The organism is Psychrobacillus sp. NPDC096426 (assembly GCF_044762745.1).
Classification (GTDB): Bacteria; Bacillota; Bacilli; order Bacillales_A; family Planococcaceae; genus Psychrobacillus.
The window spans coordinates 64,131-88,571 of sequence record NZ_JBIWEX010000016.1; the positions used below are offsets into that span (position 1 = coordinate 64,131).

The window sequence follows — 24,441 nt, forward strand, 5'->3', positions numbered from 1 at the left end:
TATAAAAAGTGTAAGGGAGGTTGTTCGGGTGGAGAAAAATCAAGAACCAAGCTATAAGTTAAATGGCGTACGGTCGAAATGGCATCCAATTGAGATCATCGGAATTTTGTTAGTAGTTGCTTCGCTATTAATCCTATTATTCAATCCTAGTTCGCTGTCTAATTTTTTTAATACGATTATTGCTGAAGTAAAACCTATCGTAGTGGATGTTTTTTTAACGAGTGAAATAGGAATTGCTATCATTATTAGTGTAATTTTCGGGCGTCTAATTGAACGGTTAGGTTTTACAGACGGTTTAATCCGAATTTTCGTTCCAATTATGAAATGGCTTAAAATAAACCCTTCTGTTATTGTGCCGAGTGTTTACAATATTCTAGGTGATATAAATGCTGCTGGAAAAATTGCAGGGCCTGTCCTTGTGAAAGCAAATGCAACGAAAGCAGAACAAAAAATTGCAGTTGCAACAATGATACAGTCCCCGCAATCCTTTGCAACGTTAGTGCTAGGTCTCATTGCACTTTCCGTATTTAATATCAATGCATTTCCACTTATTATCCTATCTATTTTTCTTCCAATCGTTGTTGTCCCGTGGGTATTGTCTATTACGATTTACCGTGATACCAAAAAGGTTGATTTAGAAAGCCTACCGAGATTTACACCTAAAACAAAGTTTCTTGAAACAATTTTTACCTCAGCAAAAGAAGGTGCAGAGCTTCTATTTTTAATTATTATCCCTGCGGTTGCGGCTGTATTTTTCGCTATCGGAGCACTCAGATTCTTTGGAGCTTGGGATGTAATTGAATCAAGCTTATCAAGTATTTTAACATTTTTAAGTATTGAACCAGCGACGGGTATAGTATCGATTCTTGCTGCACCTACACTTGCTGTTGCTCAACTTGCAGAACTATCAACCTCAGTCGATCCACGATTAATAGTCGGTTCTTTTGTTTTAGCCAATTCAGGTTTACCGCTATCCGTTATTTTCGGTCAAATTCCTGCAACATGGGCAGAAGTATCGGGTTTGAATGAAAGAGAAGCGTTAGTAGCGTCAATTATCGGGCTGGTTATTAGAATTGCGACCGCATGTTTACTTGCATATTTTTTAACGCCATTTTTGGTAGGTTAAATAATGAGTATTTATATGATTCGTGCTAAAAAAATCGTAACTGTAAGTCAATTTGGAACAATTAAAGATGGTGCGATGGTAATTGAAAATGGAAAAATACTGGATGTAGGAACATGGGAAAATGTTCGTAAACAACATTCGTCTATACATGCTATTGACTATACAAATTATGTAATAACTCCTTCTTTGGTTGATTGCCATACGCATTTACTTGAATTTGCACCAACTTCTCTCTATCCAGTTACTCCCGAAACTCATTTTATAGTGGGAAAAACGATTCTTTTTCATGCTTTATCGTCTGGAATAACAGCACTTGGAGAACAAATTTGCGGTCATCCACTTTGTGATTTTACGATAGAGGATTATCGAAAAGCAATTCATGGAATGCCATTAAACGTTTCCTTTGCAACAACTAGTATATCCATTGGTTTTGACAAAATAGTCCATTTTACTTCTATTACTCAGTCTACAGCTGTCCGTAAAAAGGATTTAATTGATCCGTTCTTAGTTAAGCAAATTGCGAAAGAAAGTGATTATCCAGGTGAAAATATATTTATCAATGCAACGCCTGCAAATTTTTCAGCAAATGAAGTGCCAAATGCCGGAAAACTTATGTATTCGTTGAAGGAAATGAAACAAATTGTAGATATTTATCATCAACTAGGAAAGAAAATTGGCGTTCATGTTGCAGGTAAAGAAGGAATAGAAATGGCATTAGAAGTTGGCGTGGATGTTTTGCATCATGCCCATGGAATTACGGATGAGCTAATAAAAAAAGCTGCTAATCTTGGTGTGCAAATTGTTGCTACTCCAATAGGAGGAACGCATTTAACACCAAACTCACCAGAAGAAGTGCTGAAATTTGTAAATGAAAACATAGCTGTTTCAATTTCCACAGATGCTTATTTACCACCATATCCAGGAGTAGCATGGTTACCATATCCAGATCAATCATTAAAAGGACCGGACCAATTAATGCTAATTGCTAATCCGTCCATGCGGCTTTTAAAGCAAAATAATTACGATGAAAATACAATTTTGGCTTTACTTACTAATAACCCAGCGGTGATACTAGGCAAAGAAAAGCAATTTGGCCGTTTAGAAAGAGGACTGGATGCAAATTTCTTAGTCGCAGAAGGTATTCCAGGTTTGGAAATAACGGAAACGGAGAAAATAAAAAAAGTTTTTTATCAAGGTAAAATGGTAATAAATCGATTATAAAATGAACAAAAAATATCCAAATCGTCAAACATAAGGTGTGACTCTTATTTATATTAAGTACTATATGGGAATAATGCGTCTTAAGGAAGTTACCGCTAGGATTTCCGCTGCAGGGCGGACGGTGAGCCTCCTCGGTCGCTGGCACTCCACTGCGGGGTTTCACCTGTCCTGCTTAATCCCGCAGGAGTCGCCACCTTGCGCTGCAAACAATAGGAATTTCTTGCTAATTTGGTGTCTGCAATTATCAGAGATATAAATTTATCAAGTCCACTACGCAATATTTATCAAAGCTATTTAGAAAATGCTGCCTAAAAATAAGTGGAGCATTTTCTATCTAAAGCTCGAATCATTCAACCATTTATTGGAATAACACCTCGTAATCATTGTCATCTCATCCCAAGTAAACTTGTTTTTTTAAGAAATAGTTGCTTTCACCAGCAATTTGGTTGCTCTCGTGCTGATTTAGTTGCTTTCCCAATAGAACTGGGTGCTTTCCATAACTGATTGATTGCTCTTAGCCATTTACTAGATATTATTTTCAAGAAATACTACATAGGATTGAATTTAAAAACAGGACTCTGATTAGCTAGTAATTTTCGTGGATTGGAGCGGAAGGGCGGCGACTCCAGCCGGATGAGTGAGACAGATGAACCATCACAACGTACGCGAAGCGGCGGTGATGGTTCATCGCTCACCCGGCGGAAAGCGTCTGCCCTGCAGCGGAAATCCTAAGGCTCACTTAATAATTCCTCATTACGCATTATTCCTATGTGCGCAAACTATCCTTTTAAAGGGTATTTTTTTTGTTTCTAAAAAAATGAAGTTCAGCCTAAAACATAACACGTTTATTGCGGATTTTCTACTCGCTTGAGGGAAATGCTAAGTGTGCATAAAAAAAGGAGGTTTTAGGATAAATGACGATAAATAAAGAACTTCAAGCCTTAAAAGCATATAGCTGTACAGATCGTTGTGTGCTAAGTGTCTACTTAAACACCAATCCTGCAGACCCAGATACGCTCAAAGGTGCATGGAAAATCCATTTGAAAAGCGGCTTAAAACGAATTGGTGAATATTTAGAAGCATCCGATGATGAGCAAGAGATAAAAGCATTTGAACAAATAAAGGAAAAAATAATCAACGAAATAGAAGAGAACGCGCATGACTTGCGTAAAGGAATTGTTATTTTTGCTACTGCAAATGAAGATTTATGGTCCGTTTACTATGTGCAGGTACCGGTTAAAACAAACTTTTACTGGGAAAACCATCCGATGACAGAACAATTAGAGTATATGTATAAAGCATATCCAGAAGCGGGAATAATCATGCCAAGCTTTGGTGAAGTCCGTATTTTGGATACTGCCATGGGATTTGTTAGAGATGATTTGACCTATAAATTCGATCCAGTTTCGGAAGAGTGGAGAGAAAAGACAAAAATAGATGCCAAGGGAAGACGGGCGATTGCGGACAAGAGCTCCGCATTGGAACCGGGATACAAAGTAAATGCAACTACCTTCTTCAAAGGAATGAATACAACCATCGAACAATTAAGAAAAAAACGAGGTTGGCGAGAGTTTCATGTAGCAGGAGAAGCAGAAATGGCAAAAGCATTTACAGACTGCTTAAAGGATTTGCCAGCAAGTTGCATCCATAAAAACTTAAATAACAGTAAATCGAGCGAAGTGATTCATCAAATTTTCGAGAAGTAACAGAAAAAAATGGAGCCAGGTAAAAAATTTACTTGGCTCCATCTCATTAGCAAAATTCACCTTTTCTTTTTTTGCATAAACGAATCATTTTCGCACAATCTATTTTCACAAGGAGGTGAACAACATGACTAATAGTAATCAACTTCTAGTACCAGGAGTACAACAAGCTCTTGACCAAATGAAATACGAAATTGCACAAGAATTCGGTGTAAACCTTGGTGGAGATTCTACAGCGCGTGCTAACGGTTCCGTTGGCGGAGAAATTACTAAGCGTTTAGTAGCTCAAGCCCAAGCGCAAATGAGTGGGCAACCAAATAAACAACAATAACAAATTTGACCGGTGGCGAAATTGCCACCGGTTTTTATCATTAATGAACTGCTGCCATTATGCCTTCTTCATCATCGAGGATTAATTCGATACCTGATGAGTTAGGGTCAAGATTCAAAAATTCTTTGATTGTCAATCGCAGTGCCTCTATTAAATTTAATGTACTTAAAACTTGCTGATATCCATTAACATACGCCTCCGCTGTAAATCCAGAATCGTCATCATACATAAGTTCAACTTCGACTTCTTCTGGTAAAACATTTTTTTGGCGGGCAATATATACACAAACAGCGTTAATGATGTTTTGTTCAGGAATTATTAACTTCTCCATGAATTAGCATCCTCTTTTTTCTTTTCTTTAAACAGGCGGAAGATTTTACGAATAACTACTACAATTAGAATAATTGCTGCAGCGTTTATTGCAAAGCCTAAAAGAGAACCAAGCATGCCCATATTAGCGAACATACTGCCGAATAATAATCCAGCAAGTCCACCGACAAACAGACCTTTCATGAGGCCACCAGATGTAAATCCACCTTTATTATTGGTGTTAGAAGTGGATTTGCTCGTTGCGGTTGTAGTATCTTCTTTTTTCTTTTCGATATTTGAATTGTTGTTCGTTTTATTGTTATTTGTATTGAAGCTTTTCTTGCCTGATTTATATTTTTTCGCTTCAGCTGTAATTGGATCAACGTTAAATACAAAGTTTCCAACGGATGAAAATACTAGCGTAGCTGTTAATAAAAATATAACTATTTTTTTCAATTTGTAACCTCCATTTGTAAGCGATATACCTTAACTTTACACTATTTACGGGACAATGAAAAGAAAGTTGCACTTTGCATGGACTAAGCAGTGAGTCTAATAAAAAAAGTTATGCACAAATCTGTGTATAAACTGTTATTAACTTTATTAGTGTGCATGATAATTAACTGTTTTATCAGTTTGGGTATGTGTATAACTTTATCCACAATTCCACAAGGGAGGAATAATGTCGAAATATTTTGGAAGAAGAATGTGAAATACTCGTTAGATGGAAAAAAATAGAATGAAAAAAGACACCCTCTAAAAAGTAACGGATGAGGGGTGTCTGGTAGAAAGGATATAAGGATTATTTTTCTCAATAGATTGGTTAAAACTGCTAGAAGAGATTATGAATAGACAATCAATGAGCGTCGGCAAATTTCGTTTTCCAAGAGTGATATAAAATCAATAGAGAGTTTCAGCTCTTTTGCTCTTTTATAAGACTCTAATAACAATTCATCTGACATTTTACTCATTCTAATAACACCTCCTGATTTTAATAAATTCCACTAAATCTTTTGAGAAAAATAAAAATGATTCATTTATTTCTATAATCTAAATTTAACAAAAAGAAAGATTAAGAACAATCGTTCTCTTATCCACAGATAGAAGTGGATAACCTGTTATCAATTGTTAATAAGTCTATACAAATGGTTATATAGCAGTTGGTATTTTGTGAATAACTTTATCCACAAAAATGATTATATCGAATTTTGTCGAAACATTTTTATAGAAATAGACTAGGTATTAGATTCTAAATCAATTTTATCGTGCATAACATACATTGGGCGGTACAAATATTCTTATATACATAAGTCAATCTTATATTTTTTAAAGTAAACGTATATGCGTTGGACTTATCCACAAGCAATTTAATATCCCGTAACTCAATGTACATTAGTTATTCTCAATCCAAGCGGCTAGTAATCCACCGATAGAAATGTTGCAGCTCCAATTTTTCGTTATTTATGTCCAGTATATAAGTTCGTTGTCATGTTAATTTCCTCCTAATATCGTTCTTTATGCTTCTTCCTTTTTATTTCCCCGAGTTATTCTGTTTTAAACCTTTACCTCTTATTAATACTAATAGTTTTATATAAAAGTTAAAGCCAAAAAGAAAAACCACCTGAGTGGGTGGTTTTTGCACTTTATTCTCCGTCTTTATCTTATTCGTTATTCTGGAATATCTTGTTCTATTTCTTCTTCGATATTGTCATCAACCTCTGATTCATCTTCACCGTCACCACATGCTGCCAATAATCCTACTGAAAGAAATGTTGCTGCGCCGATTTTCCACCATTTGCGTTCTGCGATTGAATTCGTTGTCATGTTAATTTCCTCCTAATTGTAGTGTTTTTGTGATACTAAATATTTACTACCCCATCTTTCTAAAGGTAAACCTTTATCTTTAGAAATTATTCTTCTTTATTTTTAGTAGTTTCTTCTTTTAGATAGAAGTTTAGTTTTTCAACATCTGTATGAAAGATACGATCTTTGGTGATAGATGGGATAAATGCTCGTATATCTTGCCATTTTTTCAAAAGGGAAGGGGACATGAGTGTAACACCACGATATTCCACCGCTTGGGTTGCACATAAAGCTTCAATCGCAAGTACACTGCGTACGTTTTGAATAATTTGTGCGGCATGTCTTGCCCCAATTGTACCCATGCTGACGTGATCTTCTTGGTTTGCAGAGGAAGGGATGGAGTCAACAGAGGCAGGATGGGCAAGTGTTTTATTTTCAGACACTAAACTTGCTGCAGCGTATTGTAAGATCATAGCACCTGATTGAAGCCCAGGCTGCGGGCTTAAAAAAGGCGGGAGTCCTTCATTCAATTGAGGATTAACGAGTCTTTCAGTTCTTCTTTCGGAAACGTTCGCAAGCTCTGCAATCCCAATTTTTAAGAAGTCCATTGCAAAGGCAATCGGTTGCCCGTGGAAATTTCCACCTGAAATAACGACTTCTCCATTCTCCACTAGTAGCGGATTATCCGTTGCAGCATTTATCTCAATTTCTAATTTTTCTTTTACATAGGTTAATACTTGCCAACTAGCCCCATGAATTTGCGGGATACAACGTAAAGAATAAGCATCCTGTACACGCTTCTCCCCTTGTTTAGTCACAAGCTTGCTTCCTTCGAGCCATTTTAGCATACGGTGAGCAACGGCCACTTGCTCCGAATAGCCACGAGCTTCGTGAATTGCAGGGTGGAACGCATCAGTGATACCATGTAAAGCTTCCATGGACATTGCGGCTATCCACTCGCTTTGATAGGCAAGTGTTTCTGATTCTAACCAGTTAACAACACCTTGAGCTGTCATCGCTTGGGTTCCGTTTATAAGTGCAAGACCTTCTTTTGCTTCTAGTACAATTGGTTGTAAGTTATGTTTAGCCCATACTTCATTGGAGGGAATATGCTTCTCATTGTCCATTACAAAACCTTCACCAATGAGGACTAGTGCTAAATGAGAGAGGGGAGCTAAATCACCGGATGCACCTAGTGATCCCTGTTGTGGGATTACTGGGTGAATTCTGTTGTTCACCATATACGCGAGTCGTTCAAGTACTTCCAGCCGAATTCCCGAAAAACCCTTTAACAAAGCGTTTAATCGTAATACAATCATGGCACGAGAAACTGTTTCATCAAAAGGTGGACCAATACCACAAGCATGCGAGCGAATGAGGTGAAGTTGGAGTGTACGAACGTCACCTTCCTCAATACTTACATCGCTAAACTTTCCGAAGCCTGTGTTGATACCATATACTGTTCGTCGATCTTTTACTATTTTTTCTACTGCTGTCCTACTTTTAACAACCACTTCTATAGCGTTTTTATCAAGCTTAACTTGTTCATTATGATATAAAATGGCACGCATATCTTCGAGCGTGAGTTCGCTTCCTTTTAAACTAATCATTCCTCTTCACGTTCTTTCTTTGTAGAATTTCTACTTCAGCCAACGACTTTCAATCCTTTTTTCCACACTGTTTTTACGTGATTCACACCAAATAAATATTGTAGTTGTTGATAACTTTGGACGTTCCAAAGAACGACATCCGCCTGTTTTCCAACTTCTAAAGAACCAACCTTATCCTCCATTTGAATTGCGCAAGCTGCATTATAAGTTGCAGCACATAGACTCTCGGCTGGAGTGAGGTGCATGGAAATGCAAGCTAAATTCATCACAAGTGGCATAGATGTAGTAGGAGAGGAGCCAGGATTGCAGTCTGTAGAAATTGCGACTGGCACACCTGCATCAATCATTGCTCTTCCTTTAGCTGCATTTTCCCGTAAGTACAAGGCGGTAGCGGGCAATAAACAAGCAATTACCTCTTGCTTAGCCATTGCTTTTATACCATCGTCTGATGCTTTTAATAAATGCTCCGCAGAGATTGCACCGACTTTTGCTGAAAGCTCTGCTCCATGGTATGGTTCAATTTCATCTGCATGTATTTTCGGAATAAGTCCAAAAGATTTACCGGCTTCTAATATGCGCTCGGATTGTTCTGGTGTAAAAACTCCGACTTCACAAAAAACATCATTAAATTTCGCTAGCTTTTCTTTAGCAACAACGGGTAGCATTTCATTAATAATGAGATCTACATATTCATCTTCACGGCCTTTAAATGCTACTGGAACGGCATGCGCTCCCATAAACGTTGGAACAATATCAATCGGGTGTTCATCTTGCAATCGTTTCATTACGAGAAGTTGTTTTAATTCTGTTTCCAAATCTAGTCCGTACCCACTTTTTCCTTCAATAGTAGTAACTCCATGAGCTAAAAAAGAATCCAGTCTATTAGAAGTTTGCCGGACCAGTTCATCTTCTGTCGCATCGCGAGTCATTTGTGTTGTCGCATGAATTCCGCCACCTGAATTCATAATTTCCATATAAGTAGCTCCTTTTAGACGCATTTCAAATTCTCGCTCACGGCTTCCACCAAATGCAACATGTGTATGAGGATCTACTAGACCAGGTGTTACGAGATAACCTGTTGCATCAATAATTTCTGCATCGATCTCACGCTGTTTATACAACGCTTCCAATTCTTCCGTAGTACCAACTGCTTGAATAATTCCGTTTTCGAGCCAAATACTTCCACCTTCAATAATCGCTAATTCACTCATTGCGTCTTTTATACGGGGACCTTTTGCTTTGTTTGCTAACGTAACGAGTTGCGATGCGTGCTTAATCCAAACGGCTTTTACCATTGCTGCTCAGTCCTCCTGGTTCATCATTGGAATGTGAATGCCTTTTTCACGCGCTGTTTTTTCCGCAAGTTTATAACCAGCGTCAAAATGCCGAACAATCCCCATTCCAGGGTCTGAAGTGAGGACACGTTCTAGTCTTACTTCCGCTTCTTTTGTGCCATCTGCGACAATGACCATTCCTGCGTGGATGGAGTAGCCCATTCCAACGCCGCCTCCATGGTGAACAGATACCCATGTTGCACCCCCAACTGCATTAATCATGGCATTTAATATTGGCCAATCTGCAACTGCGTCCGAACCATCTTTCATTGCTTCTGTTTCTCGGTTAGGAGAAGCTACTGAGCCTGAATCGAGATGATCTCGCCCAATAACAATCGGGGCTTTTAATTCACCAGACGCGACCATATCATTAATGATCTTCCCAAAGCGTGCGCGTTCTCCGTAGCCTAACCAACAAATTCGAGAGGGCAGGCCTTGAAATTGAATTTTTTTGCGTGCCATTTTAATCCAGTTGCATAAATGCGTATTATAACTAAACTCACGTAAAATCACTTCGTCTGTTTTATAAATGTCTTCAGGATCACCAGATAATGCAACCCATCGGAAAGGACCTTTTCCTTCACAAAACTGGGGACGAATATATGCTGGAACGAATCCAGGAAAGTTAAATGCATGTGCGAATCCTTCGTCTTTTGCAACTTGGCGAATATTATTACCATAATCGAATGTCACTGCTCCTCTATCCATCATGTCAACCATCGCTTTAACATGTATGGTCATCGATGCCTTTGAGCGTTTAACGTATTCTATAGGATTGCTATTTCGGAACGTCACTGCTTCTTGTAATGACATACGAGAGGGGATGTAACCGTTTAATGGATCATGGGCAGATGTTTGATCGGTTAGCACATCAGGAATAAAGCCTCGAGCAATCATTTCTGGTAAAATATCGGATGCATTTCCTACAAGACCAATTGAAAGGGCTTTTCCTTCCCGCTTTGCTTCTTCTGCTAATCGAATCGCCTCGTTTAATGAATGCGCTTTCATATCTGTGTATTTTGTTTCGATACGTCGGTCAATGCGGGACTCGTCGACATCAATACCGATACAAACTCCACCATTCATCGTAACTGCGAGTGGCTGTGCACCTCCCATACCGCCAAGACCTGCAGTAACCGTAATAGTATGCTTTAAAGATCCGCTAAAATGTTGTTTTGCTAACTCTGCAAAGGTTTCATACGTACCTTGAACAATCCCTTGGGAACCGATGTAAATCCAACTACCTGCTGTCATTTGGCCGTACATCATGAGTCCTTTTTTATCAAGTTCGTGGAAATGTTCCCATGTTGCATAAGCTGGAACTAAGTTAGAGTTTGCTATAAGAATACGGGGGGCATCTGCATGAGATTTAAAAACAGCAACTGGCTTTCCTGATTGTACAAGCAATGTTTCGTCATTTTCTAGTTCTATTAACGAGCGAACAATGGCATCAAATGCATCCCAATTACGTGCTGCTTTTCCGATTCCACCGTATACGACTAAATCATCGGGATGTTCTGCAACTTCTGCGTCTAAATTATTCATCAGCATACGAAGTGCTGCTTCTTGAAGCCAACCCTTAGTATTCAATTTTGTCCCTCTATATTGGATAACTTTTTCACTTGCTTTTCCCATATATAACCCTCCTCTATTCTTATTTTAATTCTATCGGAATTTTCCGATATTTTAAGTGTTTTTGAGAAAAAAGTAAAAATTTCTCATCTGCTAATAGACTGTTATATTAGTGTATCGAAACTAAATTTTCTGACATTATGTAACTCTTCTTTGGTGAAACCGTCTGTTTATATATAGACAAGGGGGTAAGTAAAAATGAAGAAGGTGCTTTTCTATTTTCTACTTCTCAGCTATTTTGGTTTACTTGTGGGTTGTAGTGCAATTGAAGAAAAATCGAGTGTTTCTGAAATGGACAGCGTAAATGATTCTGTTAGCTATGCTAAAAAAGAGGAAAGTCCTGCGACGGGAACTGTGGAACGTAATGCAGAAACTCCTTCTGAGGAGAATGATCAACGGATGATTATTCATAATGCTATCATCCGAACTAATGTAAAAGAACTTGCAAAAGCACAAAGCAATATAGAGCAGAAGGTGAAGCAATATGGTGGTTATATTGTCGAGTCGAATGTATACAGGGAAGACGATCAGACGAGTAGCGGCAGTATGATTGTGCGGATTCCAGAAAAGCATTTTGAAACCTTTTTGACTGATGTAGAAGGGGTAGCGTCAAAAGTGTTAGAACGTAATGTTACCGGTCAAGATGTTACGGAGCAATATGTGGATTTAACGTCCCGGCTAAAATCAAAACGAGTAGTCGAGGATCGCTTGCTCACGTTTATGGAGAGAGCAGAGAAAACGGAAGATTTATTGAAAATTTCTTCTGACTTAGCGAAGGTACAAGAAGAGATTGAAGTGATTGTGGGTAAGATGAAATATCTTGAAAATCAGTCTTCTTTTTCAACGATAGAACTGACGATGATTGAAAATCGAGTGATTATTCCCGGAATAGAAAATAATGATTTAAATACTTGGGAAAAGACGAAGAAACAGTTGGTTACAAGTACGAATGTGTTACTTGCTACTGGATCTGCTATTGTGGTATTTTTCATCGGTAATTTACCAGTCTTCCTAATACTAGCTGTGATTGCGTTTGCTATGTATTGGATTATTAAAAGAAGGCGAATTGAACAGAAAAAGTAGAAACTTGCAAAAAGCCAACTTCAGCAGAAGTTGGCTTTTCGCCACTCGGATATTGTTTTATTACTATTTGGTGCCACCTTGAGGGACTACAGTGCGGTTTACTACCCAATTACATTGATAGTGCTTGAGGCGGACCAATGTTATCCCTGTATTGTTCACTAAAATTTGAAATGTAACTGGATACGCCCCATTTAATATATGATCGGTTCCTCCAATATTTACAGCTTTAATTCCTTCCATAATTGTACTGAAAGGATTCGCAAAGCTACCATCCCTCCCCACGGCGCCTGCTCGAACGTAGATATCATTTGGATCAATCATTTGGTCAATTGCCAAATCGAGTGCAGCTTGGACACTTGCCATACTTGGACGGACATCGTGTTATTCGTATTGAGAAAGTTGTCTCTTTCTCTATTCATACTATGAAAAAAGAAAGATTATGAATAGGTTAACTAATCTACTACCTCTATTAAACTTTGCTTTTCATCTATTCATGCTCATTTTTGGAGTTTCGCTTTCTGAAAATCAACCAAGCAATTAGGAAGAGAAGAAATGCAACACCTTCCATTGATAGAATATACCAAGGATACGGCCCTAAGAAATCTAGGAGACTACCATTAATAGGCTTCACCCTTAAAAACATATAATTTCCATGAACAAGAATATTAATAGCAAAAATGAAAGGAAACAACACGTTTAAGATAATCATTGTTTGAATTATCCCTTTAAAAGTAGGTCGATAGCCCTTTACCCATAGAAGATAAAAAGCTGTTAATATAATGCCGTTATGCACATAAAAGAATTGAATGAATTTGAAATCAGGAAAGTTTACTACTATAGAGGGGGTTAATACTGCTTGAAGAGCTCCGCCCATGCCAGCGAAAAAGATAAAGTCATACAGTCGTTTATTCCCAGTCCATAAGAGGAAACACGAACACCATAAACTAAAGCTACACAGGTGAAGGGGCAATGATTCACTTAAACTCCATATTCCTTCTCGTGCTAATACAAAATGGTAGGCAATCTCCATTGCAAATAATGAAAGAGCAAAAATACGTTCAAAGAGAAGTGTATGGTTAAATGGACGAGCCAATACATTTTTTAGCATAAACAAGAGTAATAAACAAATGAACAGAACAGAAATTGCGATTATATGTTCGAGCGAAAACAAGGCGAATGTCTTCAATTCGTTTTCATTCAAATCCTATCCCTCATTTCGTTTTCGAGCCCTATTTGTGAATGTATACATTGGTACTAGTGGGGATTATAGAAGAGAGTTCTAGTACGTCTTTGTTATGCATTCTAATGCAACCATGGGAAACTTCTTTCCCGATGGAAGATGGATTATTCGTACCGTGAATACCATAATGTGCTTTAGAAAGACCCATCCATAAGTCACCAAAAGGTCCGCCTGGCTTCAGTTCCTTATTAACAATAATGTAATTTCCTGTGGGTGTAGGTGTCAATATTTTTCCGACTGCAATCGGATATTTCTTTACTAATATGCTAGCATTATAAAGCTTTAATTGGCGTTTTCGTACTGATACATCAATCCAAAGAGTCATAATGTCATCTCCTAAAAAGTCTCTTACTTTATATATATGGCAGAGTGTCAGTTCGTGACAGTAATAGGTGCTTGCGTTTTCTTATAAAAAAGTTCCAAGTTAATGTATTGGACAATCAGCCATCATCATATTCTTTATTAATCAACTAAAGGAGTGAATGAATGGCAAAACAGAAATGTAAAAAATGCTCTAAAACGGGTGCTGGTACTTGTAAATGTAAGTAAAGTGGATATGTAATTCCATATCCATATTAACTTTGTTTCAACAAGAAAATTAGTTCAGTAAACAAGCCGTTCTCTTAAACTAGAGAATGGCTTGTTTGAATTAATGAACCTATAGTAGAGATAACTATAGCAAGAGCAAGGAATTGTAAAGGGATATTAAGTTTTTGTATAGTTTATTCTTATACACCACAATTTCATTGTGAAAGTAGAGAACCTCTTATATTATTAAATAGATAAAAAGCTTGGTATTTATATCCACGGAAGAGGGAGGTTCTATTTTGGAAGAAGCCACATCAGGTAGCCTGTTTCGCAATCGAGTTTTTCAAGCAATTATTGTATCTGGAATGTTTTTACAAATTGGTATATGGGTACGAAATTTTGCAGTTTTGTTATTTGTGATGGAACAGACAAATGGAGACCCATTTGCAGTTTCCATGATATCGGTAGCAGAATTTGCTCCAATATTCATCTTTTCATTTATAGGTGGGACGTTTGCAGATCGTTGGCGTCCAAAAAGAACGATGGTTTGGTGCGATATATTAAGTGCAATTTCGGTTTTTGCAGTGCTTGCTACGCTCTTTTTAGGGACTTGGCAAGTCGTATTTTTTGCAACATTAATATCTGCGATTTTATCTCAATTTTCGCAGCCCTCAGGTATGAAGTTATTTAAAATGCATATGCCTATGGATCAAATCCAAGCAGGTATGTCTGTTTATCAAACTGTTTTTGCGATCTTTATGGTACTCGGACCTATTTTAGGTACATTCGCTTTTCAATCATTTGGTATCCATATTTCTATTGCGATTACAGGAGCAGCTTTTCTACTATCGGCAGTAGCGCTTGCTTTTTTACCTAGTGATCAAAAAATAGAGGAAGAGAGTCCAATAACTTCCATATGGGAAGAAATGAAAAGCGGAGTTAGCTATGTATTAGAGAAAACAGAGTTGAAGTTACTAGGTTTTGCTTTTTTAGCAGCTGGACTCGGTTTAGGATTTATTCAGCCACTTTCTATTTTTCTTGTGACAGAACAACTAGGATTACCAAAAGAAAATCTTCAGTGGTTACTTATGACGAACGGAATTGGGATGATTTTAGGCGGGGCAGTCGTGATGACACTTTTTAAGGGAGTGGCTCCTCAAAGATTGCTAGTATTTGGTATGCTTGTAAATAGTGTTGGACTTGCAGTTATGGGTTTATCTACCAATTTATGGATTACGCTTACCGCGGAATTCTTTAACGGGTTGATGCTACCATTTATACAGATTGGTATTAACACAATGATTTTACAACGAACAGAAAGTACTTTTATCGGCCGAGTGAATGGTATTTTAATGCCTTTGTTTACAGGATCCATGGTATTGACAATGAGTCTAGCAGGAATTTTGAAAGAGCAATTCTCTCTAACAGTTATTTTTGAATGTGCAGCAGTGTTATTCTTTGTAGGAATGTTGTTTATCATGCCTTTATACAACCAAAAAGTTACAACAAATCCTGAGGAACTTGCTACTGGGAATTAACAACAGTTTGTTCAGTTATATCGTCCAATAATAAAGTAAAACGAACATCTCTCGAATATTTCGAGGGGTGTTTTCTTTTTGGAAAAAATTATGGTGTAAGTCTTAGAGGAGTACTGGTCGAGGAACGTTGAACTAGGTAGAATAGTGAAAACAAAATGAGCTGATGGTTAAAAGTATTATGTATCATAAACTTTATTTTTTCATACTATGTATAAAATAGAGCCCTGAATGGAGGGAATAGATGGATATTTTAAGTAAGGTGAAGAGCTACCGCGAAGAAGAAAATCAATTGAAGTGGGAAGGCACGTTCGAGGAATTTTTAGATATGTTGAAAGAAAGACCAGAAATTGCCCAAACTGCTCATTCACGTGTTTATAGCATGATAAAAAGCTCAGGTTTAACAGAAAGAGACGGGCAAAGAATGTATCATTTTTTTGGTAAAGAAATCTTTGGGCTTGAAACGGCGCTTGAACGACTTGTGGAAGAATATTTTCATCCCGCTGCCAAGAGACTAGATGTTCGTAAGCGAATTCTTTTACTTATGGGACCTGTTAGCGGAGGAAAATCCTCCATTGTGACATTGTTAAAACGTGGACTTGAACAGTACTCAAGAACAGATGAAGGTGCTGTCTATGCGATCAAAGGTTGCCCGATGCATGAAGATCCCCTGCATCTAATTCCACAACATTTGCGTGAAGATTTTGCAGAAGAGTTTGGAATTCGGATTGAAGGTAGCTTATCTCCACTCAATACAATGCGACTGGAAAAGGAATATGATGGACGTATCGAAAATGTTTTGATTGAACGAATCTTTTTCTCAGAAGATAAGCGGGTAGGAATCGGAACTTTTACACCATCTGACCCAAAATCGCAAGATATTGCGGATTTGACTGGAAGTATCGATTTCTCGACGATTGCAGAGTTTGGGTCGGAATCTGATCCAAGGGCATATCGTTTTGATGGAGAACTAAATAAAGCAAACCGTGGAATCATGGAATTTCAAGAAATGTTGAAACTGGATGAAAAGTTTTTGTGGCATTTATTATCTTTGACACAGGAAGGTAATTTCAAAGCAGGAAGATTCGCATTAATAAGTGCAGATGAGTTGATCGTAGCGCATACAAACGAAACGGAATATCGTTCTTTTATTTCCAATAAAAAGAATGAAGCACTTCACTCTAGAATTATCGTTATGCCGATTCCGTATAATTTAAAAGTAAGTCAAGAAGAACGAATTTATGAAAAAATGATTAAAGAAAGTGATATGACCCATGTTCATATTGCACCACATGCACTAAGAGCAGCTGCTATTTTCTCTATTCTAACAAGATTGGAAATCCCTAAAAAACAAGGCGTTGATATCGTAAAGAAGATGCGGCTATATGACGGAGAAAGTGTAGAAGGATTTAACGAAATCGATCTTGAGGAATTAAAGAAAGAATCGTTAAACGAAGGCATGAACGGGATAGATCCCCGTTATGTAATCAATAGAATCTCGTCCGCAATCATTCGAAAAGAAATCCCTTCGATTAATGCATTAGATGTGTTGCGAGCATTAAAAGAAGGACTGGATCAGCATGCATCTATTTCACAAGACGATCGAGAGAAATACATGAACTACATTGCAATCGCTCGAAAAGAGTACGATGAAATTGCGAAAAAAGAAGTGCAAAAAGCGTTTGTGTATTCGTATGAAGAGTCGGCTATTACATTAATGAATAATTATCTCGACAACGTAGAAGCATTTTGTAATAAAAACAAAATGAGAGATCCGCTAACGGGAGAAGAAATGAATCCGGATGAAAAGCTAATGCGTTCGATAGAAGAACAAATTGGTATTTCAGAAAATGCGAAAAAAGCATTTAGAGAAGAAATTTTAATCCGACTTTCTGCTTATGCGCGAAAAGGAAAACGATTTGAATATAACTCTCATGAACGTTTACGGGAAGCAATTCAAAAGAAACTGTTTGCGGATTTAAAAGATGTCGTAAAAATCACTACATCTTCTCAAACGCCAGATGAAAACCATCTGAAGAAAGTCAATGAAGTCATTGCAAGACTAGTAGATGAACATGGGTATAATACTACTTCAGCAAATGAATTATTACGTTACGTTGGTAGTCTGCTAAATAGATAAATATAAAAAAACAAGACTGATGGTAGCTATTAGTCTTGTTTTTTTATACACATTGGCAATAACTTTGGCGCTCTGGCATAAGATAAAAAATAGGTAGGTGTTGATGAGAGTGAGTGAAAAAGAAGAAAAACAATTTGTTATCTCCCAGGAAAACTGGTCTCTCCATCGAAAAGGATACCAAGATCAAAAGCGGCACATGGATAAAGTAAAAGAAGCCATTAAGGATAATTTGCCAGATTTAATAAGTGAAGAAAGTATTATTATGTCAAATGGACGAGATGTTATTAAAATACCTATCCGCTCTTTGGACGAATATAAAATTCGTTACAACTATGACAAAACAAAGCATGTTGGCCAAGGAGACGGGGACAGCCAAGTAGGGGATGTAATTGCCAAAGGATCGGGTGAAGGGGAAGCCGGTCAAGGGAAAGGAAAACAAGCTGGCGATCAGGCAGGAAAAGATTATTATGAAGCAGAAGTGACTATCGAAGAATTAGAAAGTGCTTTATTTAAAGAGATGGAGCTACCTAATTTACAACAAAAAGAACAAATGGATATCGTCACTGATAAAGTGGAATTTAAAGACATTCGGAAAAAAGGACTTATGGGGAACATTGATAAGAAACGGACGATTATTACGGCTATAAAACGTAACGCGATGAAAGGAAAAGCGGAAATATCCCCAATTCATAACGATGACTTACGTTTTAAAACTTGGGATGAAGTGACCAAACCGGAATCCAAGGCAGTTGTCCTTGCGATGATGGATACGAGTGGTTCCATGGGTGCTTTTGAAAAATACTGCGCTAGAAGTTTCTTTTTCTGGATGGCCAGATTTTTACGAACTAAATATGAAACAGTAGAAATCGAGTTCATTGCCCACCATACAGAAGCAAAAGTAGTGTCAGAAGAAGCATTCTTTTCCAAAGGGGAAAGTGGAGGAACTATTTGTTCATCTGCGTATCTAAAGGCATTAGAACTTATACATCTAAAGTATAATCCTGCTCGTTTTAATATTTATCCGGTCCATTTCTCCGACGGTGAAAATATGACAAGTGATAACGAGAAATGCATTAAACTGGTCAATGAATTAATGGATATTTCCAGCATGTTCGGCTACGGTGAGGTAAATGCACATAGTAGATACTCTACACTGATGAATACGTATAAGAAAATTGAAAATCCAAAATTTCGCCATTATGTCCTAAAGGAAAATCGTGATGTTTATCAAGCGCTTAAGAGTTTATTTCGTAAATACGAAGCATCACTTTGAAACGGAAGGGGGGTTATTAAGTGGATACAAAGCTTCATCATGCAATTGCCGAGATAACAGAAATAGCATCCGGTTTTGGACTAGATTATTTTCCAATGCGTTATGAAATCTGCCCTGCTGATATTATTTATACATTTGGTGCATATGGAATGCCAACACGTTTTACGCATTGGAGTTTTGGTAAGCAATTTCACAAAATGAAAATACAGTATGACTTTGGATTGAGCCAAATATACGAGCTCGTTATTAATTCCAATCCTTGTTATGCATTTTTACTCGATACCAATAGCCTTATCCAAAATAAACTAATCATTGCACACGTACTTGCACATTGCGATTTCTTTAAAAATAATGTTCGTTTTTCCAATACACGACGAGATATGCTAGAAAGCATGACAGCAACCGCTGAACGGATAGCAGATTATGAAATGATCTATGGCAAAGAAGAAGTAGAAAGCTTTTTAGACGCCATACTCGCGATTCAGGAACATATCGATCCTTCTCTCATCCGACCTAAACTGCCTGATTATAACTTGGATGAGGAAGAAGAAGAGGTTGTAAGGAAAACACCTTACGATGATTTATGGAACATGGATCGACCGGCTAGTGCTAAGCACATAACGATTCCAAAGAGAAAAAAGTTCCCTCCTAATCCCGAAAAAGATTTACTGCTATTCATACAAGAATATAGCCGGGAATTAGAAGAATGGCAAAGAGATATTTTAACGATGATGCGAGAAGAAATGCTTTACTTTTGGCCACAACTAGAAACCAAAATTATGAACGAAGGTTGGGCATCCTACTGGCATCAACGGATTCTAAGAGAAATGGATTTAACGACAGATGAGACAATTGAATTTGCAAAACTAAATGCAAATGTTGTCCAGCCTTCTCCAACGAGTATTAATCCATACTATTTAGGATTAAAAATCTTCGAGGATATTGAAAATAGGTATGATAACCCGACAGAAGAAATGAAACGGTTAGGGATAAAGCCTAACACAGGAAGGGAAAAAATATTCGAAGTACGGGAAATTGAATCAGATATTTCATTTATTCGAAACTATTTAACAAAAGAACTGGTGAAGCAAGAGGATCTCTATTTGTTTGAAAAAAAGAAAGGGAACTATGAAGTTACTGACAAAGACCATGAGAATGTTAGGGATCAACTAGTGTCGATGCGAACGAATGGAAGTTTTCCTTATATCGTAGTGGAAGATGGTGACTACGCTAGGAATGGAGAGCTGTATTTAAAGCATGGGTATGAGGGAACAGAACTGGATCCTCATTATTTAGAAAATGTACTTCCTTATATTTATCAGCTATGGGGAAGAAATGTGCATATGGAAACAGTAGTGGACGAAAAGCCAACTGTTTATGCATATGATGGGAAGAAAGTATCCCGTAAAGTCGTCTAACTGAATACACCAAAAACGAGATTCCAAATTATTGGGATCTCGTTTATTTAATGGTTGCTCAGAGACATTTTATAGAGATAAAGCGTCTTAGCAAGTTGAAAAAAATGTCCGCAATGATTTTCGCTACAGGGCGGACGCTTTCCGTGGGGTGAGCGATGAACCTTCACCGACGCTACGCGTGCGCTGTGAAGTTTCATCTGTCTCACTTCATCCCACTGGAGTCGCCGCCCTTCCGCTCTAATCCATCAAAATTTATTGCCAATTTTCTATAAATTGAACAAATCCACTACTCAAAAGTTATGATAACTATTAGGAAAGTGCTATTTTCAAATAAATGGTGCATTTACTAGGGTAAAGTTTGCTTTATCGAACTTTTTGGAGTGGCATCTAGTATTCATCTTCGTCTTACTCCAAGTAAACTTGTTATCATAAGAATTGATTGCTTTCACTAGCAATTTGGTTGCTCTCGTGCTGATTTGATTGCTTTCCGAGTAGAACTGGTTGCTTTCAATTTCAATTAGTTGCCTTAAGCCATTTACTGGATACAAACATTCCATAAACTGTATAAAATCCTGTTTTTATCGAGTTGTTATGGAGTAAGCAAGCAATTTCCATTGATTTTCGCTGCAGGCGGCGACTCCTGCCGGATAAGTGAGCAAAATGAGACTTCACAACGTACGCGTAGCGGCGGTGAAGGCTCATCGCTTACCCGGCGGAAAGCGTCCGACTGCTGCGAAAATCATAGCGGTCACCTTACGACGCAGTTTTTCTATACAACGCACCTATGCGCGCTGACCACAGAGTTGTTTTCCTAGTCGATTTAGTTGCTGTCCCAGTACAATTGAATGCTCTAAGACATTTTATGCCAAAGTATTAGCTTTTTAGCTTATCGTTTAAAATATTATCTTCTAAGACAGAAAACTTATCTCCATATACTTTCGTTATATGGACTTCTCCCCATGCGCATAACGCATCCAAAATGCTTCCTAAACTTAAACCATACTCACTCAATTCGTATTCTACTTTTGGTGGTACTTGGTTGTAAGCAATTCGGTTAATAACCCCATCTGCTTCTAATTCTCTTAACTGCTGTGTCAGCATTTTTTGTGTGATATCGGGCATAAGACGCTTCAATTCACTAGTTCGTTTTTTTCCATGGGTTAAATGACACAGAATGACACATTTCCACTTGCCACCGATTACTTCTAATGTTGCCTCAACTGATATATTATATTTCTTTTTTGTCATTTTTCTTCTCCTTTTCAATAGGAACTAAAAAGTACCTATATAACTTTTGGGTTCCTATATAACTTAAAAGTGCGTACTTTTCTTTTGGACCCTTATAAATCATAATAACATTTGCTGGTGGATTTACACAATGTTTGCTCACACAGCACTAAAAAAGAAGGGAAGAGAAAAAATGAAGCTAGAAAAAAAACGAAGTATGTTTGCACTACTTGCATTAGCTGTAAGTGCATTTGCCATTGGAACGACTGAATTTGTTAGTGTGGGACTTTTACCGTTAATTTCTCAGGATTTAAATATATCGATTACAACAGCGGGACTTACTGTTTCGCTATATGCATTAGGGGTAATGTTTGGAGCACCAATTTTAACATCACTTACATCCAGAATGCCGCGTAAAACATTACTGTTATGGATAATGGTAGTCTTTATCATAGGGAACGGCATTGCTGCAAGTGCAACAAGTGTGACGGTTTTACTAGTTGCCCGTGTCATTTCCGCATTTTCACATGGGGTATTTATGTCAATTGGATCGACTATTGCCGCTGACTTAGTACCAGAAGATCGCAGAGCGAGCGCGATTTCCATTATGTTTACAGGGCTAACTGTTGCTACAATTACAGGCGTTCCATTTGGTACATTTATAGGTCAGCAGTTTGGTTGGCGATTCGCTTTTGTGGCGATTGTTTTGATAGGGATTATTGGATTTGTCGCTAATAGTATACTTGTGCCATCGGATTTAAGGAAAGGTAATCCAACCACAATTCGAGATCAAGTGAAACTGGTGACGAATAGTCGGATACTATTAGTTTTATGCATTACAGCGCTTGGTTATGGAGGAACATTTGTCGTATTCACCTACTTATCCCCGTTGCTGCAGTCGATAACTGGATTTAAGCAAAGTTCAATTGCAATTATTCTACTTATTTATGGGGTTGCGATTGCAATCGGTAATATGATAGGTGGAAAGCTATCAAATAAAAACCCGATTAGTTCTCTATTCTATATGTTTATCGCACAAGCGATCGTGTTACTCATTTTAGCATTGACAGCACCATTTAAAGTTGCTGGGTTCATAACAATTATCCTCATGGGCTTGTTTGCATTTATGAACGTCCCTGGTCTTCAAGTGTATGTAGTCATGTTAGCGGAGCGTTTTGTTCCAAGTGCAGTTGATGTTGCCTCTGCTATGAATATTGCAGCATTTAATGCGGGAATTGCAATTGGTGCGTATTTAGGTGGAATGGTAGCACAATCTATTGGGCTTATTCATACTACTTGGATTGGAGCAGTAATGGTTTTGCTTGCGGTACTATTAACGGGAATTAGTCGAATGCTGGATAGAAAAGATAAACAAAAACTAAGGTTGGAGGAATGATTAATGATGAAAAATTTACAATCTATAACAACGTTGAATAATAATGTGGAAATGCCTTTGTTAGGGTTAGGTGTATTTCAAGTGGAAGAGGGACAAGAACTTATAGATGCTGTAAAAACGGCGATTTTATATGGTTATAGAAGTATAGATACAGCAGCTATTTACGGCAATGAAGTTGGAGTGGGGCAGGGCATACGTGAAGCAATAGAAACAACAGACATTGAGAGAGAGGACCTTTTTATTACTTCAAAAGTTTGGAATTCAGAGCTAGGATATGAATCAACGATCGCCGCTTATGAAGAAAGCATAACCAAGCTAGGATTAGATTATTTAGATTTGTATCTCATTCACTGGCCAGTTGCAGGTAAATATAAAGAGGCATGGCGAGCATTAGAAACGCTGTATAAAGAAGGGCGAGTAAAAGCAATTGGTGTAAGTAATTTTCAAATACATCACCTACAAGATTTGATCAAAGATGCGGAAATAAAACCAATGATAAACCAAGTGGAATCTCATCCACGTTTAACTCAAATAGAGCTCAAATCATTCTGTAAGGAAAATAATATTCAAGTAGAAGCATGGGCTCCACTTATGCAAGGACAATTGCTAGACAATGAAGCGCTTCAAGAAATTGCAATCAAATATGGGAAATCAGTAGCTCAAATCATTTTACGCTGGCATTAACAAAGTGGTGTTATAACAATTCCGAAATCGACGAAAGCACATCGAATTGTAGAAAACGCAGACGTGTTTGATTTCGAATTAACAAAAGAAGATATAGAGTATATCGACAGTTTGAATGAGGATCACCGAGTAGGACCAGACCCAGATAACTTTGTTTTTTAAACCGTCCCTGTGATGCAAACAATTCGGATACAATTCCGAATTGTTTCAATTACAGGGACATATTTGTGTTGAATTGACACTTACCTACTAGTAAGTTAATATTTGTCTATGGAAAATAGAAAATCACAGATCATTGAAATTGCGCTTAGAAATATTCGGGAAAAAGGTTATTTATCTTTTAGTTACGATGATTTAGCAAAAGAAATTGGTGTAACGAAAGCGAGCATTCATTACCATTTCGAGAAAAAGGAGGACTTAGGTCTTGCGATTTGCGCAAGGATAAAAAAAGGATTAGACCATTCCTATATAGAAATAGCTAATACAAAAATAAATATAGAAGATAAGATATGGGAATTTATTTCTAGTAGAGCTGAACAAATAAGTCCAAACGAAATTTGTCCGATCTCTTCAATGCAAACAGACTATAACTTTTTGCCAGTGACTATGCAAGCGAGTGTACAACAATTGAGCCACTTAGAAATTGAATATGTGATAAAATTATTAGAAGAAAGTAGCCTTCAAGTAACACAGGATACAAAAGGACTTGCAGCACTACTCATTTCAAGTGTAAAAGGTGCACTCCAATATAATCGAATATTGGGAGAAAACTTATATATAACTGTAATTGCTCAATTAAAACTGCTTATAAATGGAAATATTAAAAAGAGATAATGAGGAGGATATGA

At 37.5% G+C, this 24,441-nt stretch carries 22 protein-coding genes and 1 pseudogene; 12 read left to right on the forward strand and 11 right to left on the reverse strand.

The window, feature by feature from the left end:
• Positions 1-28 precede the first annotated feature (28 nt).
• The 4 genes from ACIQYS_RS14090 (at position 29) to ACIQYS_RS14105 (ending at position 4,381) form a co-directional block, all read left to right on the forward strand.
• On the forward strand, positions 29-1,126 hold the full coding sequence (locus tag ACIQYS_RS14090; RefSeq protein WP_402981111.1) for a hypothetical protein: 1,098 nt from the start codon (positions 29-31) through the stop codon (positions 1,124-1,126).
• A 3-nt stretch (positions 1,127-1,129) separates the two neighbouring features.
• On the forward strand, positions 1,130-2,347 hold the full coding sequence (locus ACIQYS_RS14095; protein ID WP_402981114.1) for an amidohydrolase family protein: 1,218 nt from the start codon (positions 1,130-1,132) through the stop codon (positions 2,345-2,347).
• A gap of 914 nt (positions 2,348-3,261) precedes the next feature.
• Positions 3,262-4,053, forward strand: a complete 792-nt coding sequence (locus tag ACIQYS_RS14100) for a VLRF1 family aeRF1-type release factor (RefSeq protein ID WP_402981117.1) — start codon at positions 3,262-3,264, stop codon at positions 4,051-4,053.
• A gap of 124 nt (positions 4,054-4,177) precedes the next feature.
• Positions 4,178-4,381, forward strand: coding sequence for an alpha/beta-type small acid-soluble spore protein (locus ACIQYS_RS14105; protein WP_402981120.1), 204 nt, complete (start codon positions 4,178-4,180; stop codon positions 4,379-4,381).
• Positions 4,382-4,421: 40 nt separating this feature from the next.
• Here the strand turns inward: ACIQYS_RS14105 and ACIQYS_RS14110 are convergent, their stop codons facing one another.
• The 7 genes from ACIQYS_RS14110 to hutU all read right to left on the reverse strand — a co-directional run bounded on the left by ACIQYS_RS14110 (position 4,422) and on the right by hutU (position 11,072).
• Positions 4,422-4,712 (reverse strand): YxcD family protein, encoded by a 291-nt coding sequence (locus tag ACIQYS_RS14110; RefSeq protein WP_402981123.1) that lies wholly within the window; start codon positions 4,710-4,712, stop codon positions 4,422-4,424.
• On the reverse strand, positions 4,700-5,146 hold the full coding sequence (locus ACIQYS_RS14115; RefSeq protein ID WP_402981126.1) for a hypothetical protein: 447 nt from the start codon (positions 5,144-5,146) through the stop codon (positions 4,700-4,702). Before ACIQYS_RS14115 ends, ACIQYS_RS14110 begins: the two co-directional genes overlap by 13 nt.
• Positions 5,147-5,532: 386 nt before the next feature.
• Positions 5,533-5,661: a sporulation histidine kinase inhibitor Sda gene (locus ACIQYS_RS14120; protein ID WP_142607610.1), complete on the reverse strand. Its 129-nt coding sequence runs from the start codon at positions 5,659-5,661 to the stop codon at positions 5,533-5,535.
• A gap of 697 nt (positions 5,662-6,358) precedes the next feature.
• The gene (locus tag ACIQYS_RS14125; RefSeq protein ID WP_402981130.1) at positions 6,359-6,514 is read right to left on the reverse strand and encodes a hypothetical protein; all 156 of its coding nucleotides are present in this window, start codon (positions 6,512-6,514) and stop codon (positions 6,359-6,361) included.
• Between the two features lie 86 nt (positions 6,515-6,600).
• Complete coding sequence (hutH, locus tag ACIQYS_RS14130) at positions 6,601-8,103, reverse strand: histidine ammonia-lyase (RefSeq protein ID WP_402981133.1); 1,503 nt, start codon at positions 8,101-8,103, stop codon at positions 6,601-6,603.
• Between the two features lie 35 nt (positions 8,104-8,138).
• The gene (gene hutI, locus ACIQYS_RS14135; protein WP_402981136.1) at positions 8,139-9,398 is read right to left on the reverse strand and encodes an imidazolonepropionase; all 1,260 of its coding nucleotides are present in this window, start codon (positions 9,396-9,398) and stop codon (positions 8,139-8,141) included.
• 6 nt (positions 9,399-9,404) lie between these two features.
• On the reverse strand, positions 9,405-11,072 hold the full coding sequence (gene hutU, locus ACIQYS_RS14140) for a urocanate hydratase (protein WP_402981139.1): 1,668 nt from the start codon (positions 11,070-11,072) through the stop codon (positions 9,405-9,407).
• Between the two features lie 195 nt (positions 11,073-11,267).
• On the opposite strand from hutU, the gene ACIQYS_RS14145 reads away from it, so the two are divergent.
• Positions 11,268-12,152 carry a DUF4349 domain-containing protein gene (locus ACIQYS_RS14145; RefSeq protein WP_402981142.1) on the forward strand — a complete coding sequence of 295 codons (885 nt, stop codon included), beginning with the start codon at positions 11,268-11,270 and terminating at the stop codon, positions 12,150-12,152.
• 63 nt (positions 12,153-12,215) lie between these two features.
• Here ACIQYS_RS14145 and ACIQYS_RS14150 read toward each other — a convergent pair whose 3' ends face one another.
• The 3 genes from ACIQYS_RS14150 to ACIQYS_RS14160 all read right to left on the reverse strand — a co-directional run bounded on the left by ACIQYS_RS14150 (position 12,216) and on the right by ACIQYS_RS14160 (position 13,717).
• On the reverse strand, positions 12,216-12,515 hold the full coding sequence (locus ACIQYS_RS14150) for a hypothetical protein (protein WP_402981145.1): 300 nt from the start codon (positions 12,513-12,515) through the stop codon (positions 12,216-12,218).
• A 124-nt stretch (positions 12,516-12,639) separates the two neighbouring features.
• Positions 12,640-13,353, reverse strand: coding sequence for a YwaF family protein (locus ACIQYS_RS14155; RefSeq protein WP_402981148.1), 714 nt, complete (start codon positions 13,351-13,353; stop codon positions 12,640-12,642).
• Positions 13,354-13,381: 28 nt separating this feature from the next.
• Entirely contained in the window at positions 13,382-13,717 is a 336-nt protein-coding gene (locus ACIQYS_RS14160; RefSeq protein WP_402981151.1) for a L,D-transpeptidase, read from the reverse strand.
• Between the two features lie 502 nt (positions 13,718-14,219).
• On the opposite strand from ACIQYS_RS14160, the gene ACIQYS_RS14165 reads away from it, so the two are divergent.
• The 4 genes from ACIQYS_RS14165 (at position 14,220) to ACIQYS_RS14180 (ending at position 20,286) form a co-directional block, all read left to right on the forward strand.
• Positions 14,220-15,458, forward strand: a complete 1,239-nt coding sequence (locus ACIQYS_RS14165; RefSeq protein ID WP_402981154.1) for an MFS transporter — start codon at positions 14,220-14,222, stop codon at positions 15,456-15,458.
• Positions 15,459-15,699: 241 nt separating this feature from the next.
• Positions 15,700-17,595: a PrkA family serine protein kinase gene (locus ACIQYS_RS14170; RefSeq protein ID WP_402981157.1), complete on the forward strand. Its 1,896-nt coding sequence runs from the start codon at positions 15,700-15,702 to the stop codon at positions 17,593-17,595.
• Positions 17,596-17,704: 109 nt separating this feature from the next.
• Positions 17,705-18,868 (forward strand): sporulation protein YhbH, encoded by a 1,164-nt coding sequence (gene yhbH / locus ACIQYS_RS14175; protein ID WP_402981160.1) that lies wholly within the window; start codon positions 17,705-17,707, stop codon positions 18,866-18,868.
• Positions 18,869-18,888: 20 nt separating this feature from the next.
• Positions 18,889-20,286, forward strand: a complete 1,398-nt coding sequence (locus tag ACIQYS_RS14180; protein ID WP_402981163.1) for a SpoVR family protein — start codon at positions 18,889-18,891, stop codon at positions 20,284-20,286.
• Between the two features lie 873 nt (positions 20,287-21,159).
• Here the strand turns inward: ACIQYS_RS14180 and ACIQYS_RS14185 are convergent.
• Positions 21,160-21,534 carry a winged helix-turn-helix transcriptional regulator gene (locus tag ACIQYS_RS14185; RefSeq protein ID WP_402981166.1) on the reverse strand — a complete coding sequence of 125 codons (375 nt, stop codon included), beginning with the start codon at positions 21,532-21,534 and terminating at the stop codon, positions 21,160-21,162.
• A gap of 172 nt (positions 21,535-21,706) precedes the next feature.
• Between ACIQYS_RS14185 and ACIQYS_RS14190 the strand changes: the two genes are divergently transcribed.
• From ACIQYS_RS14190 to ACIQYS_RS14200, 3 genes and pseudogenes are all read left to right on the forward strand, one after another.
• On the forward strand, positions 21,707-22,909 hold the full coding sequence (locus ACIQYS_RS14190) for an MFS transporter (RefSeq protein ID WP_402981169.1): 1,203 nt from the start codon (positions 21,707-21,709) through the stop codon (positions 22,907-22,909).
• Between the two features lie 6 nt (positions 22,910-22,915).
• A pseudogene (locus tag ACIQYS_RS14195) lies at positions 22,916-23,755 on the forward strand (aldo/keto reductase).
• Positions 23,756-23,863: 108 nt separating this feature from the next.
• Positions 23,864-24,427, forward strand: a complete 564-nt coding sequence (locus ACIQYS_RS14200) for a TetR/AcrR family transcriptional regulator (RefSeq protein WP_402981246.1) — start codon at positions 23,864-23,866, stop codon at positions 24,425-24,427.
• Positions 24,428-24,441 lie beyond the last annotated feature (14 nt).